The organism is Streptomyces sp. NPDC060194 (assembly GCF_042728285.1).
GTDB lineage: Bacteria > Actinomycetota > Actinomycetes > Streptomycetales > Streptomycetaceae > Streptomyces.
The window spans coordinates 1-14,243 of the sequence record NZ_JBHWZH010000147.1 but is presented as its reverse complement, the minus strand read 5'-3'; the positions used below and the strand labels follow the sequence as shown (position 1 = coordinate 14,243).

16 protein-coding genes are annotated in these 14,243 nt (G+C 71.1%); 1 reads left to right on the top strand and 15 read right to left on the bottom strand.

Going from position 1 to position 14,243, the window contains the following annotated elements:
* Window positions 1–20: 20 nt before the first annotated feature.
* From tatC to ACFWEG_RS24455, 10 genes are all read right to left on the bottom strand, one after another.
* Entirely contained in the window at window positions 21–989 is a 969-nt protein-coding gene (gene tatC / locus ACFWEG_RS24500) for a twin-arginine translocase subunit TatC (RefSeq protein ID WP_387218991.1), read from the bottom strand.
* Between the two features lie 38 nt (window positions 990–1,027).
* The gene (tatA, locus tag ACFWEG_RS24495) at window positions 1,028–1,306 is read right to left on the bottom strand and encodes a Sec-independent protein translocase subunit TatA (protein WP_387218988.1); all 279 of its coding nucleotides are present in this window, start codon (window positions 1,304–1,306) and stop codon (window positions 1,028–1,030) included.
* Between the two features lie 210 nt (window positions 1,307–1,516).
* Window positions 1,517–1,714 (bottom strand): hypothetical protein, encoded by a 198-nt coding sequence (locus ACFWEG_RS24490; RefSeq protein WP_387218984.1) that lies wholly within the window; start codon window positions 1,712–1,714, stop codon window positions 1,517–1,519.
* A 64-nt stretch (window positions 1,715–1,778) separates the two neighbouring features.
* A complete protein-coding gene (locus tag ACFWEG_RS24485; RefSeq protein WP_387218982.1) occupies window positions 1,779–2,021 on the bottom strand; it encodes a hypothetical protein in 243 nt (80 codons plus the stop codon).
* Window positions 2,022–2,080: 59 nt separating this feature from the next.
* Entirely contained in the window at window positions 2,081–3,061 is a 981-nt protein-coding gene (locus ACFWEG_RS24480) for a helix-turn-helix transcriptional regulator (protein WP_387218980.1), read from the bottom strand.
* Window positions 3,062–3,093: 32 nt separating this feature from the next.
* Complete coding sequence (locus tag ACFWEG_RS24475; RefSeq protein WP_387218978.1) at window positions 3,094–4,053, bottom strand: helix-turn-helix transcriptional regulator; 960 nt, start codon at window positions 4,051–4,053, stop codon at window positions 3,094–3,096.
* Window positions 4,054–4,382: 329 nt separating this feature from the next.
* Window positions 4,383–4,754, bottom strand: coding sequence for an FKBP-type peptidyl-prolyl cis-trans isomerase (locus ACFWEG_RS24470; RefSeq protein ID WP_387218975.1), 372 nt, complete (start codon window positions 4,752–4,754; stop codon window positions 4,383–4,385).
* 54 nt (window positions 4,755–4,808) lie between these two features.
* The gene (locus tag ACFWEG_RS24465) at window positions 4,809–5,798 is read right to left on the bottom strand and encodes an FKBP-type peptidyl-prolyl cis-trans isomerase (protein ID WP_387218973.1); all 990 of its coding nucleotides are present in this window, start codon (window positions 5,796–5,798) and stop codon (window positions 4,809–4,811) included.
* Between the two features lie 119 nt (window positions 5,799–5,917).
* Window positions 5,918–7,279 (bottom strand): Pup--protein ligase, encoded by a 1,362-nt coding sequence (gene pafA / locus ACFWEG_RS24460; RefSeq protein ID WP_387218970.1) that lies wholly within the window; start codon window positions 7,277–7,279, stop codon window positions 5,918–5,920.
* A gap of 9 nt (window positions 7,280–7,288) precedes the next feature.
* Window positions 7,289–8,548 (bottom strand): MFS transporter, encoded by a 1,260-nt coding sequence (locus ACFWEG_RS24455; RefSeq protein ID WP_387218967.1) that lies wholly within the window; start codon window positions 8,546–8,548, stop codon window positions 7,289–7,291.
* A 118-nt stretch (window positions 8,549–8,666) separates the two neighbouring features.
* On the opposite strand from ACFWEG_RS24455, the gene ACFWEG_RS24450 reads away from it, so the two are divergent.
* Window positions 8,667–9,866: a LacI family DNA-binding transcriptional regulator gene (locus tag ACFWEG_RS24450; RefSeq protein WP_387218965.1), complete on the top strand. Its 1,200-nt coding sequence runs from the start codon at window positions 8,667–8,669 to the stop codon at window positions 9,864–9,866.
* Window positions 9,867–9,929: 63 nt separating this feature from the next.
* Here the strand turns inward: ACFWEG_RS24450 and prcA are convergent, their stop codons facing one another.
* The 5 genes from prcA to dop form a co-directional block, all read right to left on the bottom strand.
* Complete coding sequence (prcA, locus tag ACFWEG_RS24445) at window positions 9,930–10,685, bottom strand: proteasome subunit alpha (protein WP_387218962.1); 756 nt, start codon at window positions 10,683–10,685, stop codon at window positions 9,930–9,932.
* A 57-nt stretch (window positions 10,686–10,742) separates the two neighbouring features.
* Window positions 10,743–11,588, bottom strand: coding sequence for a proteasome subunit beta (prcB, locus tag ACFWEG_RS24440; protein WP_387218960.1), 846 nt, complete (start codon window positions 11,586–11,588; stop codon window positions 10,743–10,745).
* The gene (locus tag ACFWEG_RS24435; RefSeq protein WP_387218957.1) at window positions 11,540–12,145 is read right to left on the bottom strand and encodes an endonuclease VII domain-containing protein; all 606 of its coding nucleotides are present in this window, start codon (window positions 12,143–12,145) and stop codon (window positions 11,540–11,542) included. The genes prcB and ACFWEG_RS24435 overlap by 49 nt, the downstream gene beginning before the upstream one ends.
* 5 nt (window positions 12,146–12,150) lie before the next feature.
* Window positions 12,151–12,363, bottom strand: a complete 213-nt coding sequence (locus ACFWEG_RS24430; protein WP_387218956.1) for a ubiquitin-like protein Pup — start codon at window positions 12,361–12,363, stop codon at window positions 12,151–12,153.
* A 134-nt stretch (window positions 12,364–12,497) separates the two neighbouring features.
* Complete coding sequence (dop, locus tag ACFWEG_RS24425; RefSeq protein WP_387218954.1) at window positions 12,498–14,009, bottom strand: depupylase/deamidase Dop; 1,512 nt, start codon at window positions 14,007–14,009, stop codon at window positions 12,498–12,500.
* Between the last annotated feature and the right edge of the window lie 234 nt (window positions 14,010–14,243).

Here is a 14,243-nt window from a genome sequence, read left to right as displayed (position 1 = left end):
TCCGTGGTCCGACCGGTCCGTCAGGTGATGTCGTCGTACGCGTTCACACGCTCCGGCGCGGACGCCTCGGGCAGGGCGCGGGCGGCGGGCACGGACTCGATCTCGCCGATGTCGTCCGGCCTGAGGTCGATCTCGGACGCCTCGTCCTCACTGAGCCCGGCGTCGGGGTTCCGCAGCGCGCGGCGCTTGTCGTTGACGAGCGCGACGCCGACGGCGATGAAGTACAGCACGCTGAGCGACCCGGCCAGGATGAGCATCGAGATCGGCTCACCGCCGGGGGTCGCGAAGGCGGCGAACACGGTGAGCCCCATCACCATGCCGCGCCACCAGCCGGCCATGCGCTTGCCGGACACCAGGCCGATGAAGTTCAGCGCGACGAGGAACAACGGGAGCTCGAAGGCAAGGCCGAAGACCACGACCATGCGGGTAACCAGGTCGAGGTACGCCTCGAGAGTGGGCAGGTTCTGCGTCGACTCGTTGGTGAAGCCGAGCAGGACGCTGAACGTCTGCGGCAGGATCGCGTATGCGAGCCACCCGCCGACCAGGAACAGCGGGGTGCCGGCCGCGACGAACCCGTACGCGTACCGCTTCTCGTGCCGGTGCAGGCCGGGGGCGACGAACGCCCAGATCTGGTACAGCCAGACCGGAGCCGCTCCGACCACCGCTGCCATGAGGACGATCTTCATGAGGTTGGTGAACGGACCGAGCACGTCGGTCTGCACCAGGCTGGGGCACCTGGATCCGTCGTTCGCGAGCACCGCGTCGCCCGAGCACCCCACGGACGCCAGGTAGTCGTTGAACGGGGCGGTGAGGAACTTGTAGATCTCTTCGTTGAAGACGGCAGCCACGACGCCGACGACGACGATCGCCAGCACCGCCTTGGCGAGCCGGTTGCGCAACTCACGCAGGTGGTCGCCGAGGGACATCCGCCCCTCTTCGTCCTTCACCGGCTTCGGCGACCGTTCCTGCTTACGGGCAGACTTCAGCAACCCACTTCCTCATCTCGTGCAGAAGCGTCGGGAGCGGGTCAGCTCTTGGTGGTGTGGTTCTGCTCCTGCACGGGACGCGAGCTCGTCACGTCCCCGGGGGCGGCCTGGATGGTGCGGGGCGCGGCAGGGGCCTGGTCGGCGGGCGCGTCGGCCGGGGCGGCGGCCTCGTCGTCCTTCTTCATGGCCTTGGCCTCGCTCTTGAGGATGCGGGCCGACTTGCCGAGGGAGCGCGCCATGTCGGGAAGCTTCTTGGCCCCGAAGAGCAGCAGGATCACGACGAGGATCAGCACGATCTCGAGGGGCTTGAGGTTTCCCATGGGTCTTCCTTCTCACAAGGGCGGCTGAGGCAGGAACAGCCTGGTCGGTCGGACACATGTCCGGTCGCTACTGCGACGATCGTAACTCTCAGGGGTAAACGCAAGGCAATGGTCGCGCGTACCCCACATCGCGACCCTCGGTACGTGTAACAAGCCGCCGATCACCTCCAGCGTACTCGCCGAGCCCTCACGGCCACAGGGTGCGTGCGCTCAGCGCAGGGTTTCCCCCGCCCGCGCCAGGTTCGCCGCGGCCCGCTCCAGGCCGTCCGCGGCGCCGCCGAGCCGCTCTGTGGACTCCGTCACCTGCAGGCCGAGGCGGCGCGCCTCGATCCCGACGCGGACGGCGAGCACGCCGAGCACCGCGATCCCGGCGAAGCCGAGGACGATCGCGACCATGGGCCAGAACATCGCAGGTCAGCCTTTCGGAGGGATGCTTCGCCGACGCGGCGGCGCGGGCGGCGAGAAAAGGGTGTCAGGTGGCGAGCCGCAGGGTCCGCACCCCGCCGCGGGTCAGCAGCTCCACGATCCGCTCCCCCGCGGGCTTGCGGACCGCCGAGCCGCACTCGGGGCAGGTGAAGGAGTAGAACGTGGTCCGCCTGCTGCCCCCGATGGCGAGCCGCAGCGCCTCCGCCGCGAGCTCGAAGCGCGAGCGGCAGTCCGGGCAGCCGGCCTTGAACAGGACGGGGGCCACCGCGGCGGTCATCGTCTGCGTCATGCGCACATCTCCCTGGTCTCGTGTTCGCCCTGCACTGTCACCGCGCCCCGCCGCACGCCCTACCCCCGGTCGCCGGCGGCCGTGCGCTCCGGCTCGTCGTACCCGGCCAGCGCCTCGCGGGCGGCCCGGCGGGCACTGTCGGCGAGGTCGTCGGGCGAGACGATCCGGCCGTCCCGGCCCAGCCGCAGCGCGAGCCGGCGCAGCGAGGCCGGGTCGGGGGTGCGCAGGGTGATGCGCAGCCCGCCGTCGGGCAGCTCCTCGGCGCTGTCGTGCGGGTAGTACTCCGCGACCCACCGGCCGCCGGGGCCGACCTCCACCACGACCTCGGGGTCCTCCGCGGCGGGCTGCACCAGCCCTTCGGAGAGGTCGCGCAGCTCGATCGGCGGCGGGTCGGACGGCTCGTCGAGGATGCGGATCTCGACGACCCGGTCGAGGCGGAAGGTGCGCCGGTCCTCCGAGGACCGGCACCAGGCCTCGACGTAGGTGTGCCCGGTGGTGAAGAGGCGGATCGGGTCGACCTCGCGCTCGGTGACCTCGTCCCGGGTGGGGGCGTAGTAGCGCAGCCACAGCCGGCGCCGCTCGGAGATCGCCCGGTCCACCTCGGCGAAGACCCCGCCCTCGGTCTCGAAGGTCACCGAGAGCCTGGAGCTGGCGCCGGCGACCTCGCCGGCCGCGGCCTCCAGCTTCGCGGTCGCCCGCAGCAGCGCCGCCCGGTCGCCCTCGCGCAGCCCCGGCAGCGTCGAGACCGCCCGGGCGGCGACGAGGAGCGCGGTGGCCTCGTCGGAGGCGAGCCGCAGCGGCTGGGCGACGTCGTCGGGGTTGTGCCACCAGATCCGGTCGCCGTCGGTGTCGATGTCGAGCAGGTCGCCGCCGCGGAAGCTGGTCCCGCACAGCGGCAGGATGTCGAGGTCGGAGATCAGCTCGTCCTCGGTGATCCCGAAGGCCCGGGCGACGTCGCCGACGCGCGCGCCGGGGCGCTCACGCAGGTAGGTCACCAGCGAGAGCATCCGGCGGGTCTGGTCGATCGCGTTCACTGCCATGTCTTCCCCTACGCCCCTTCGCGCCTGTCCGTTCAGCCCTTGGCGACGGCGCGCAGCCGGTCCACCACGTCGGCCCGCAGCTCCGCGGGTTCCAGGACGACGACGTCGGGGCCGAACTCCACCAGCCAGGCGTCCAGGCCGTGCCCGTAGGGGATCTCCAACTCGTCCCACCCCTCGTCCAGCTGACGGACCGTCAGCGCCTTGGCGCGCAGCGGGTACCCGGCGTCCGCGCGGAGCCGGATCCGGGCGGTGCGGTCCGCGGTCTCGCCGGCCCAGCTCGCGACGGTCTCGCGGACGGTGACCACGTCGGGGACGTCGGCGGTGAAGCGGGCGGCGCGGGAGCGGACCCGGCCGGTGATCCGGGAGAGCCGGAAGACCCGCTCGGCGCCGCGGTCGCGGTCGAAGCCGGCCAAATACCAGTGGCCCCGCCAGCACTCCAGCGCCCACGGCTCGACCTGCCGGGTCTCGGGGCGGGCGGCGGTGGCCTTGCGGTAGTCGAAGGTGACCGGTCTGCGGTCGCGGCAGGCGAGCATCAGCGGCTCGAACGCGGCCTCGTGGACCGGGATGCGCGGCTCCAGCGCGCTCGGTTCGGGGGAGGCGCCGGCGGCGCCGGCCTCGGGCATGCCGGCCGCGCGGAGCTTCTGCAGCGCCCCGCTCGCGGCGCCGGCCAGCCGGGCCTGCTGCCACACCTTGGCGGCCAGCCCCAGCGCGGCGGCCTCCTCGGCGTCGAGGGTGAGCGGCGGCAGCCGGTTGCTGTCCCGGCCGGCGAGGTAGCCGGTCTCGCCGTCGAGGTTCTCGACCGTCTCGATGACCAGGCCGAGTTCCCGCAGGTCGTCCTTGTCCCGCTCGAACATCCGGTTGAAGCTGTCCTCGGAGTTGGCCTCCAGGTAGGCCTCGATCGACGCGCGCAGCTCCCGCTTGCTGAGCGGACGCCGGGTCCCGAGCAGGCACAGGGCCAGGTTCATCAGCCGCTCGGCCTTGGCGATCGCCATCGACGCCCTCTCATCGATCCGGTGTTGCGCGTCAGACGCTAGTGCCCCTCCCGGCAAGCTCTGCCCTGTCGCGCCGCCCAGCACGCACGCTCGCCGCGTTGGCCGAAAGCCCTGGTAGCTCCGCTACCAGAACTTCCGGCCGCCTTGCGATCGCACGCACTGGACGACGCTCCCTGACGGGCAAACATTGCCGGTCGCGGCACTAGACCGTACCGCCCCGGGGTGTCGCGGCAAAAGCCGAGGTCCCATGCCGGACGTACTATGCCCGGCACGGGACCTCGCAGGTGACCGGTGACGAGCCCTCGGGGCCCGTCAGCGATCGGATGTGATCAGACCGCGACCAGGTCGCAGACGAAGATCAGCGTCTCGCCCGGGGCGATGACGTTGCCGGCGCCGCGGTCGCCGTAGGCCAGGTGCGCGGGGATGACCAGCTCGCGGCGGCCGCCCACCTTCATGCCCTGGACGCCCTGGTCCCAGCCGGAGATGACCTGGCCGACACCGAGCTGGAACTGCAGCGGGGTGCCGCGATTCCAGGAGGAGTCGAACTCCTCGCCGGTGGAGAAGGCGACGCCCACGTAGTGGACGGAGACCTTGTCCCCCGCCTTGGCGACGGCGCCGTCGCCCTCCCAGATGTCCTTGATCTGGAGGTCGGCCGGCGGCTCGCCACCCGGGAAGTCGATCTCGGGCTTCTCGATGCTCACGAAAAATGCTCCTTGTTGTCACGATGCCGCCCGTCGGGGCGGCCGGGACCCAACTTACAGAACGGCCAGCAGGTCGACGGAGAAGACCAGCGTCGCGTTCGCCGGGATCTCGCCCTGCGCCTGGTCGCCGTAGCCCTGGTCCGGCGGGACGACCAGTACGACCCGGCTGCCCACCTTCTTGCCCGCCAGTCCCTTCGTCCAGCCCGGGATCACCCCGTTCAGCGGGAAGGAGATCGGGGCGCCGCCCTTGTAGCTGCTGTCGAACTCCTTGCCGCCGTCCCACAGCACGCCCTTGTACTGCACGATCACGGAGTCGCTCTCCTTGACCGTGGCGCCGTCGCCCTGGATGACGTACTCCGAGACGAGCTTCTTCGGCGCGGCGGCCTTCGGGACCTCGATGGAGGGCGCCTTGCCGTCGGTGTTCGTGCCCACCTTCGGCACGTCGCCGCCCTTCGGCGCCACGTCCTTGCCCTTCGCGGAGCTGGTCGGACCCCAGGAGTCGACGATGTCGACGACGAAGACGAGGGTGTCGGTGCCCTCGATCCCGGCCTGCGGGTTGCCCTGCTCGCCGTAGCCGAGGGCCGGCGGGATGGCCATCTCGACCCGGTCGCCGATGTTCTTCCCCACGAGCGCCTTGTCCCAGCCGGGGATGACCTTGCCGACGCCGATCGGGAAGGCGGCGGTCTGCCCCCGGTCGTAGGAGTTGTCGAACACCTTGCCCGACGCCCAGATCTGGCCCAGGTAGTCGGCCTGCAGCAGGCTGCCCTGGGCGACCTTCCCTCCGGAGCCGGTGATCAGGGTCTTCACCGCCAGGTCCTTCGACGGCTCGCCGGAGCCCTTGGCGACGGTCGGCTTCTGACCGAACTTCTCGCCCTTGGTGATCTCCGGCAGCGGCCCGTCGACGATCTTCACCTCGCCGCCGTTGGTGGCGGAGGGGCTCACGCTGGAGCTGGACTTGTCGCCCTTGTCGGCCTTGTCGTCGCCGCATCCGGCAAGGGTGAGCAGCCCGGCGGGCACGGCGAGAAGGAGGGAGCGTCGGCGCACGGAAAAGCCTCGTATCTGGTCGGCACGATCGTGTGGGGGGTCTCCCGCGTCACTCTACGACGTGCCACGGGCCCCGTACGCCGAACGTACGGGGCCCGTGAGGCAGCGGAACCACTCGGTCACATCCCGGCGATGAGCTTCTCCACCCGCTCGTCGACCGACCGGAAGGGGTCCTTGCACAGCACCGTGCGCTGCGCCTGGTCGTTGAGCTTCAGGTGCACCCAGTCGACCGTGAAGTCCCGGCGCTGCTCCTGCGCACGGCGGATGAAGTCGCCGCGCAGCCGGGCCCGCGTGGTCTGCGGGGGCACCGACTTGCCCTCGAAGATCTTCAGGTCGTTGCAGATCCGGGCCGCCCCGCCCTTCTTCTCCAGCAGGTAGTACAGCCCCCGGCGGCGGTGGATGTCGTGGTAGGCGAGGTCTATCTGCGCGACCCGCGGGTTCGACATGGTCATGTTGTGCTTCTCGCGGTACCGCTCGATCAGCTTGTACTTCATGACCCAGTCGATCTCGGTGTCGATCCGGTCGAGCTCCTCCGCCTCGATCGCGTCGAGCGCCCGGCCCCACAGCTCCAGGACCTGCTCGATCTGCCCGGAGCGGATGCCCCGGCGGTCGACGAAGTCCGCGGCCTTCTCGTAGTACTCGCGCTGCACCTCCAGCGCGGACGCCTCACGGCCGCTGGCCAGGCGCACCTTGCGCGAGCCGGTCAGGTCGTGGCTCACCTCGCGGATCGCCCGGATCGGGTTCTCCAGGGTGAGGTCGCGCATCACCGTGCCCGCCTCGATCATGCGCAGGACGAGGTCGGTGGCCCCGACCTTCAGCATCATCGTCGTCTCGGACATGTTGGAGTCCCCGACGATCACGTGCAGCCGGCGGTAGCGCTCGGCGTCGGCGTGCGGCTCGTCGCGGGTGTTGATGATCGGCCGGGAGCGGGTGGTCGCGGAACTGACGCCCTCCCAGATGTGCTCCGCGCGCTGGCTGACGCAGAAGACCGCGCCGCGCGGGGTCTGGAGCACCTTGCCCGCCCCGCAGATCAGCTGCCGGGTCACCAGGAACGGGATCAGGATGTCGGCCAGCCGGGAGAACTCGCCGTGCCGGGCGACGAGGTAGTTCTCGTGGCAGCCGTAGGAGTTGCCCGCGGAGTCGGTGTTGTTCTTGAACAGGTAGACGTCGCCCGCGATCCCCTCCTCGTGCAGGCGGCGTTCGGCGTCGACGAGCAGTCCTTCGAGGATGCGCTCGCCGGCCTTGTCGTGGGTGACCAGCTCGGTCACGTTGTCGCACTCCGGGGTGGCGTACTCCGGGTGCGAACCCACGTCGAGGTACAGGCGGGCGCCGTTGCGCAGGAAGACGTTGCTGCTGCGGCCCCATGACACGACACGGCGGAAGAGGTAGCGCGCCACTTCGTCAGGAGACAGTCGGCGCTGTCCCCTGAACGTGCACGTGACGCCGTACTCGTTCTCCAGCCCGAAAATGCGGCGGTCCATGTCTGAACATTACGCCTGACGGCGCTCGCTGAAACCGTGTCGGGCCGCCTCGTTCCGATCGACTTCGCTCACCGCGGCCAAGCGGGCGCCGGTGCCGGGAACAGCGAGAACCCGCGCGGTGGCGGTCAGGACCACCAGCGCGGCGATCCCCCCGGCCCCCGCGACCGCGAAACCGGAGGCCGTCCCGCCGTGCTGGAGCGCGGGCCCCGCGACCGCCGTGCCGACCGCCGCACCCACCCCGAACGTGGTCACCAGCCAGGAGAACGCCTCCGTCACCGTGCCCCGCGGGGCGTGCCGGTCCACCACCACGAACGCGGTGGCGATGGCCGGGGCCAGGAACACCCCCGCCAGCGCGGCGAGCACCAGCATCGCGGGCACGCCCGGGGTCAGGGCGAGCGGCAGGTACCCGGCGGCCAGGAGGACGGCGATCAGCCGCAGCCGGCGCTCGGGCGTGCCGCCCCACTGCCGGGCCCCGAGCATCACCCCGCCGATCAGCGCGCCCAGACCGTTGGCCGCCATGAACCAGCCGTACAGCGCCTCCCGGCCGTGGTCGTCGGCGTACCCGACCCCCGCGACGGTGATCGCGCCGAGGGCGAGGCCGACGAAGAAGAACGCGCCCAGCAGCGCGAGCAGCCCCCGCGAGCGCAGCGCGCCGAGCCAGTGCGCCTCGCGCGGAGCGGAACGCCAGTCGCGGGACGGACCGGAGACGACCACCGAGAGGGCGCCGAGGACACCGAGGGCGTTGATGACCAGCAGGGCGGCGGCCGGGGACCACACGCTCACGAGCACGGTCACCAGCAGCGGGCCGACGGTGAACATCACCTCCTGGGCCACCGCGTCCAGCGCGTACGCCGAGTGCACCTTCCCCTCGTCCTTGAGGACGCTCGGCCACAGCGCGCGCAGACCCCCCTCCAATGGCGGCGTCGCGAGGCCGGCGACGGTGACGGCCGCGTAGGCCGTCACCAGATCGCCGATGCCGGCGAGCGCCAGGACGGCCATGGCGAGCGCGGAGAGCAGGGCCGCGGGCAGCATCACCCGCGGCTGGCCCCGCAGGTCCACCGCCCGGCCGAGCAGCGGCTGCCCGACCGCCGTCGCGACCCCGTACACGGCCGCGAGGGCGCCCGCGAGCGTGTAGCTGCCGCCCTCGGCGCGCACGAACAGCACCAGCGCGATGTGCGCGGTGGCGTTCGGCAGCCGGCCGACCAGCGTCCCGGTCAGCAGCCGCGCCGCGTGCCGTGTCCGCAGCAGCCCCAGGTATCCCGCCGCCATGTCCCGCCCTCTCCGCCCGGCCGAACCGAGGTTTTACGTATAACGTCCGGCGTCATACGTACCATGTGCGATGTTCGCGGGTCCACCCCGCGGTGGACTCGGGGAAGGCGTGGGAAAGGTGACGCGGACGGCGGACGAGGCGCGGGACCCCGACGAGGGGACGGGCGGGCCGGGCGGGTCGCGAAGCGACGGCGCGGGCGCCGAGCGGCCGCGGTCCGCGGACCGCGACCGGGACGGCGGAACGCGGGACGGTGGCCTCGGCCACTCCGAGCCCCTCCCGCACCGCCCCACCAGCAAGGACGTCGCCCGCGCGGCCGGCGTGTCCCAGGCCTCCGTCTCGCTCGTCCTCGGCGACAAGTGGCGCGGCCGGGTCTCCGCCGACACCGCCGAGCGGGTCCGCGCCGCCGCCGTCGAACTCGGCTACCGGCCGAACGTCGCCGCCCGCAACCTCCGCCTCGGCAGCACCCGGACCGCGCTCCTCGTCGTGCCCACCCTCACCAACGAGTTCTTCGCCCGCGTGCACGAGGGCGCCGCCGCCGTCGCCGACCGGCACGGCTTCGGCATCGTCGTCTACCCCTCCCCCGACGTCACCGGCCGGGCCCGCGACCCCTTCGCCTCCGCCCGCTCCGCCCTCGACGGCGTCATCGCCTCCTCCATGGCCGCCGACGCGCTCGCCGGCATCGGCGGTGGCGACCTCCCCCTCGTCATGCTCGACAGCGACCCGGACGACGGAAACGACGCGACCGGCACCAGCGGCCGGCCCGGCCGCCCCCGGGGCGCCACCGTCAACCTCGACATTGCCGACGGCATGCGGCAGACCACCGCCCACCTCCTCGGCCTCGGCCACCGCCGCCTGCTCCACCTGGCCCCCGACGTCACCGCCTGGACCTTCGACGTACGCGCCCGGGAACTGGCCGTCGCCGTCACCGCCACCCCCGGAGCCACCCTGCGGACCGTCCGGGCCGCCTTCACCGTCGACGCCGCCCGCGAGGCCGTCGAGCACGCCCTCACGGCACCCGGCCCCCGGCCCACCGCCGTCGTCTGCGACGACGACATCCTCGCCGCCGGCGCCTGCAAGGCCGTCCGCCGACTCGGCCTGCGCGTCCCCCACGACGTCTCCGTCACCGGCTTCGACGACCAGAGCCTCGCCGTCGCCCTCGACCCCGAGCTCACCACCGTCCGGCTCCCCGCCGAACAGGTCGGCGAGCGCGGCATGACCGCCCTGCTCGCCCTCCTCGGCCATCGTCCCGTCACCGGCGGCGACATCCCCGTCCGCCTGATCGTCCGCGGCTCCACCGCCCCGCCGGCCCACCCCTGACACGGCTCCGCCCCGGACCGCGGCCACGGTCCGGGGCGGATGCCCGATCAGGCGGGAGACGACCTACTCGTCGTCCTCCACGTCCGACGGCGCGTCCGTCGGCGTGCTCGCCGCGCCGCCGTCCGCCTCCAGGAGACGGCTCAGCTGGCGGCCCACGATCCGCTTGAACTTGCGCTGCTGGGGCCGGGTGCGGTCCAGGACCGCCACCTCCAGACGCGCGGCGGGGATCTCCCGCGTGTTCCCGTTGGTCTCCCTCGACAGCGCCCGCACCGCGAGCTTCAGCGCCTCCGCGAGCGACATGCCGTCGCGGTGCTCCTGGTCCAGGAAGGTGTTGATCTGCTCGGCACTGCCGCCGACCGCGACCGAGCCGTGCTCGTCCACGATCGAACCGTCGTGCGGCAGCCGGTAGATCTGGTCGCCCTCGGGGGTCTCCCCCACCTCGGCGACCACCAGCTCCACCTCGTACGGCTTCTCGCCGGCGCTGGAGAAGATCGTCCCCAGCGTCTGCGCGTAGACGTTCGCGAGGCCGCGGGCCGTCACGTCGTCGCGGTCGTAGGTGTAGCCCCGCAGATCGGCGTAGCGCACCCCGCCGATGCGGAGGTTCTCGTACTCGTTGTACTTGCCGGCCGCGGCGAAGCCGATCCGGTCGTAGATCTCGCTGAACTTGTGCAGCGCACGGGACGGGTTCTCGCCGACGAACACGATTCCGTCGGCGTACTGCAGCACGGCGAGGCTGCGACCACGGCTGATGCCCTTCCGGGCGTACTCCGCCCGGTCCCGCATCGCTTGCTCGGGTGAAACGTAGAACGGGGTCGTCACCGGCTATCCGTCCCTCTCATCGGTCAGTGGCGCATCGGGTCTTCGAGGCGGGCGCGGTCAGAGCAGCGAGGCGCGCGGTCCGTCGGGCTGTTCGAGGCGGCGCTCCAGGATCGAGCGGGCGATGTCGGAGGACTCCGCCTCCGTCAGCCGCCGGTAGCCGTCCTCCGTGATGACGGTGACGATCGGGTAGATCCGCCGGGCCACGTCCGGGCCGCCGGTCGCCGAGTCGTCGTCGGCCGCGTCGTAGAGCGCCTGGATGACCAGGGTGGTGGCCTGCTGCTCCGTCAGGTCCTCGCGGTACAGCTTCTTCATCGAGCCGCGCGCGAAGACCGAGCCGGAGCCGGTGGCCGCGTAGCCGGACTCCTCCGAGCGGCCGCCGGTGACGTCGTAGGAGAAGATCCGGCCCTTCTCGCGGTCCACGTCGTAGCCGGCGAAGAGCGGGACCACGGCCAGGCCCTGCATCGCCATGCCGAGGTTGCTGCGGATCATCGTCGAGAGCCGGTTGGCCTTGCCCTCCAGGGAGAGCGTGGTCCCCTCGACCTTCTCGAAGTGCTCCAGCTCCAGCTGGAACAGCTTCACCATCTCGACCGCCAGGCCAGCCGTGCCGGCGATACCCACCGCCGAGAACTCGTCCGCCGGGAACACCTTCTCGATGTCCCGCTGGGCGATCATGTTCCCCATCGTCGCCCGCCGGTCGCCGGCGAGCACCACCCCGCCGGGGAACGTCACGGCCACGATCGTGGTCCCGTGCGGGGCCTCGATCACGCCCTGCACGGGCGGCAGGACCCGCTTGCCGGGGAGCATCTCGGGCGACTGCTCCGACAGGAAGTCCATGAACGAGGACGAGCCCGGGGTCAGGAAGGCAGCCGGTAGACGCCCGGTGCCACGAGTGTTGGCTTCCACACGTTTCCTTCCAAGTAAGCGGCGGCGCGGCGCAGTCGGTCGGGATCGTCTCCCAACTTGCCGATGGCCGAATTGCAGTTGAAGCACAGTACGCCTCGGACCCTACCCGTGTCGTGGCAGTGATCAACGTGCACGGCGAAGTTGGTCAGGCAGATCGCGCAGAGCCCCTTCTGCTCCTCGGCGAGGGCGTCCCGATCGGCTTCGGTGAGGCCGTACTGGCGCTTGAGGTGGCCTGCGCGCCCCTGGATGGCGCGGCAGGCCTTGCACCTTGTCGAGAGGCCATCGCTCGCGGTCGCATTTCGATGCCATTCGCTGTGCGGCTTGATCTCGCTGCACACAGTGCAGTACTTGTGCCCCGCGGGAACGGCCGGCTTCTCCCGAACCGGCTTCCCCATCGCCTCCCGACGGCGGCGGTAATGCGCCGCCCCGTATGCAGCGACGCATTCACGGCAGTAGGGCTGAAGTCCGTCCCGCCTGTTGCGGTCAGCTGCGAACGAACTCCTGGGCTGAGTTCGCTTGCAGCGGCCGCAGGCTTTCCCCTCGGACTCGTCGAACATTCGAGCTACTCTCCGCCTTTTTGTACGAAGCTTCGAACGAAATCCTCGGCATTAGACTCGAGTACGTCGTCGATTTCGTCCAGGATGTCGTCGACGTCCTCCGAGAGCTTCTCCTGTCGCTCCGCGAGATCCGTCTCCGCCTCGACCGTCTGCTCCTCGGTCTCCTCGGTGGAGCGCGTGGCCTTCTGCTGTCCGCCGCCGGTGTCCTTGGTCGCCATCTGTACCTCACCCCGCTCGGTTCGATGTACTTGATCAGACCCTATGGCAAGGGACTGACATCGGCTCTGCACTTCACGTCAACGCCCGCAGGCCATAGCGATGATTCCCAGCCGGGGAACCTTTCAGCCGCGGATCAGCCGCCGGAAAGGACGCGGACCAGTTCGTCGGCCGTACGGCAGCGGTCCAGGAGCGCCTTCACGTGGTTGCGTGTACCGCGCAACGGTTCCAGCGTGGGCACCCGCTGCAGCGAGTCGCGCCCCGGCAGGTCGAAGATCACCGAGTCCCAGGAGGCCGCGGCGACGTCGTCCGCGTACTGCTCCAGGCAGCGCCCCCGGAAGTACGCCCGCGTGTCCTCCGGCGGCTTGCTCTCCGCCCGCTCCACGTCCGCCTCGTCGACGAGCCGCTTCATCTTCCCGCGGGCCACCAGCCGGTTGTAGAGCCCCTTGTCGGGCCGTACGTCGGCGTACTGCAGGTCGACGAGGTGCAGCCGGGCCGCGTCCCAGTCGAGCCCGTCCCGGCGCCGGTAGCCCTCCATGAGGGCCTTCTTCGCCACCCAGTCGAGCTCGTCGGCGAGGCTCATCGGGTCGGTCTCCAGCCGGCCGAGCGTGTTCTCCCAGCGGCTGAGGACGTCCTTGGTCTGCTCGTCGGCGTCGGCCCCGAACCGCTCCTCGACGTACTTGTGCGCGAGTTCGAAGTACTCCATCTGGAGCTGCACGGCCGTCAGCGTGCGCCCGCTGCGGAGCGTGATCAGGTGCTGGAGGGAGGGGTCGTGGGAGACGTGGTGGAGGGTGCGCACCGGCTGGTCGACGGCGAGGTCGACGTTGATGAAGCCGTCCTCGATCATGGACAGGACCAGCGCGGTCGTGCCCAGCTTGAGGTAGGTGGAGATCTCGGAGAGGTTCGCGTCCCCGATGATCACGTGCAGCCTGCGGTACTTCTCCGCGTCGGAGTGCGGTTCGTCGCGGGTGTTGATGATGGGCCGCTTGAGGGTGGTCTCCAGGCCGACCTCGACCTCGAAGTAGTCGGCGCGCTGGCTGATCTGGAAGCCGTGCTCGGTGCCGTCCTGGCCGATGCCGACGCGTCCGGCGCCCGTGACGACCTGGCGGGAGACGAAGAACGGGGTGAGGTGGCGCACGATGTCCGAGAAGGGGGTCTCCCGCTTCATCAGGTAGTTCTCGTGCGTGCCGTAGGAGGCGCCCTTGTTGTCGGTGTTGTTCTTGTAGAGCAGGATCGGCTGGGCTCCGGGGAGCTGTCCGGCCCGTTCGGCGGCCTCGGCCATGATCCGTTCGCCCGCCTTGTCCCAGAGGACGGCGTCGCGCGGGTTGGTGATCTCCGGGGAGCTGTACTCGGGGTGGGCGTGGTCGACGTAGAGCCGTGCGCCGTTGGTGAGGATGACGTTGGCGAGGCCGATGTCCTCGTCGGTGAGCTGGCTGCTGTCGGCGGACTCGCGGGCGAGGTCGAAGCCTCGGGCGTCCCGGAGCGGGTTCTCCTCCTCGAAGTCCCAGCGGGCGCGGCGCGCCCGGTGCATCGCCGCCGCGTAGGCGTTGACGATCTGGGACGAGGTGAGCATGGCATTGGCGTTGGGGTGCCCGGGGACGGAGATGCCGTACTCCGTCTCGATGCCCATTACTCGCCGTACGGTCATGCGGCCCTCCTTGCCTGGCGTCGGTCCCCTCCGGGAACGGCGCTCAAGTACCGCTGTGTGTCCGGTGCGTGTGCGGTGTCCGTCCCCGCACTGCGCGGCCCGGCGGTACCGAAGAGCCTAGAGCGGCTTCGCGCCCGTGTGGAGATCATTACGGTCTTTGCCTTCGCGCCGCCCGTCCCGGCGGCGCTCGGGTGAAAGCGGACGGCTGCGGGCACCCGGGTGGGGTGCCCGCAG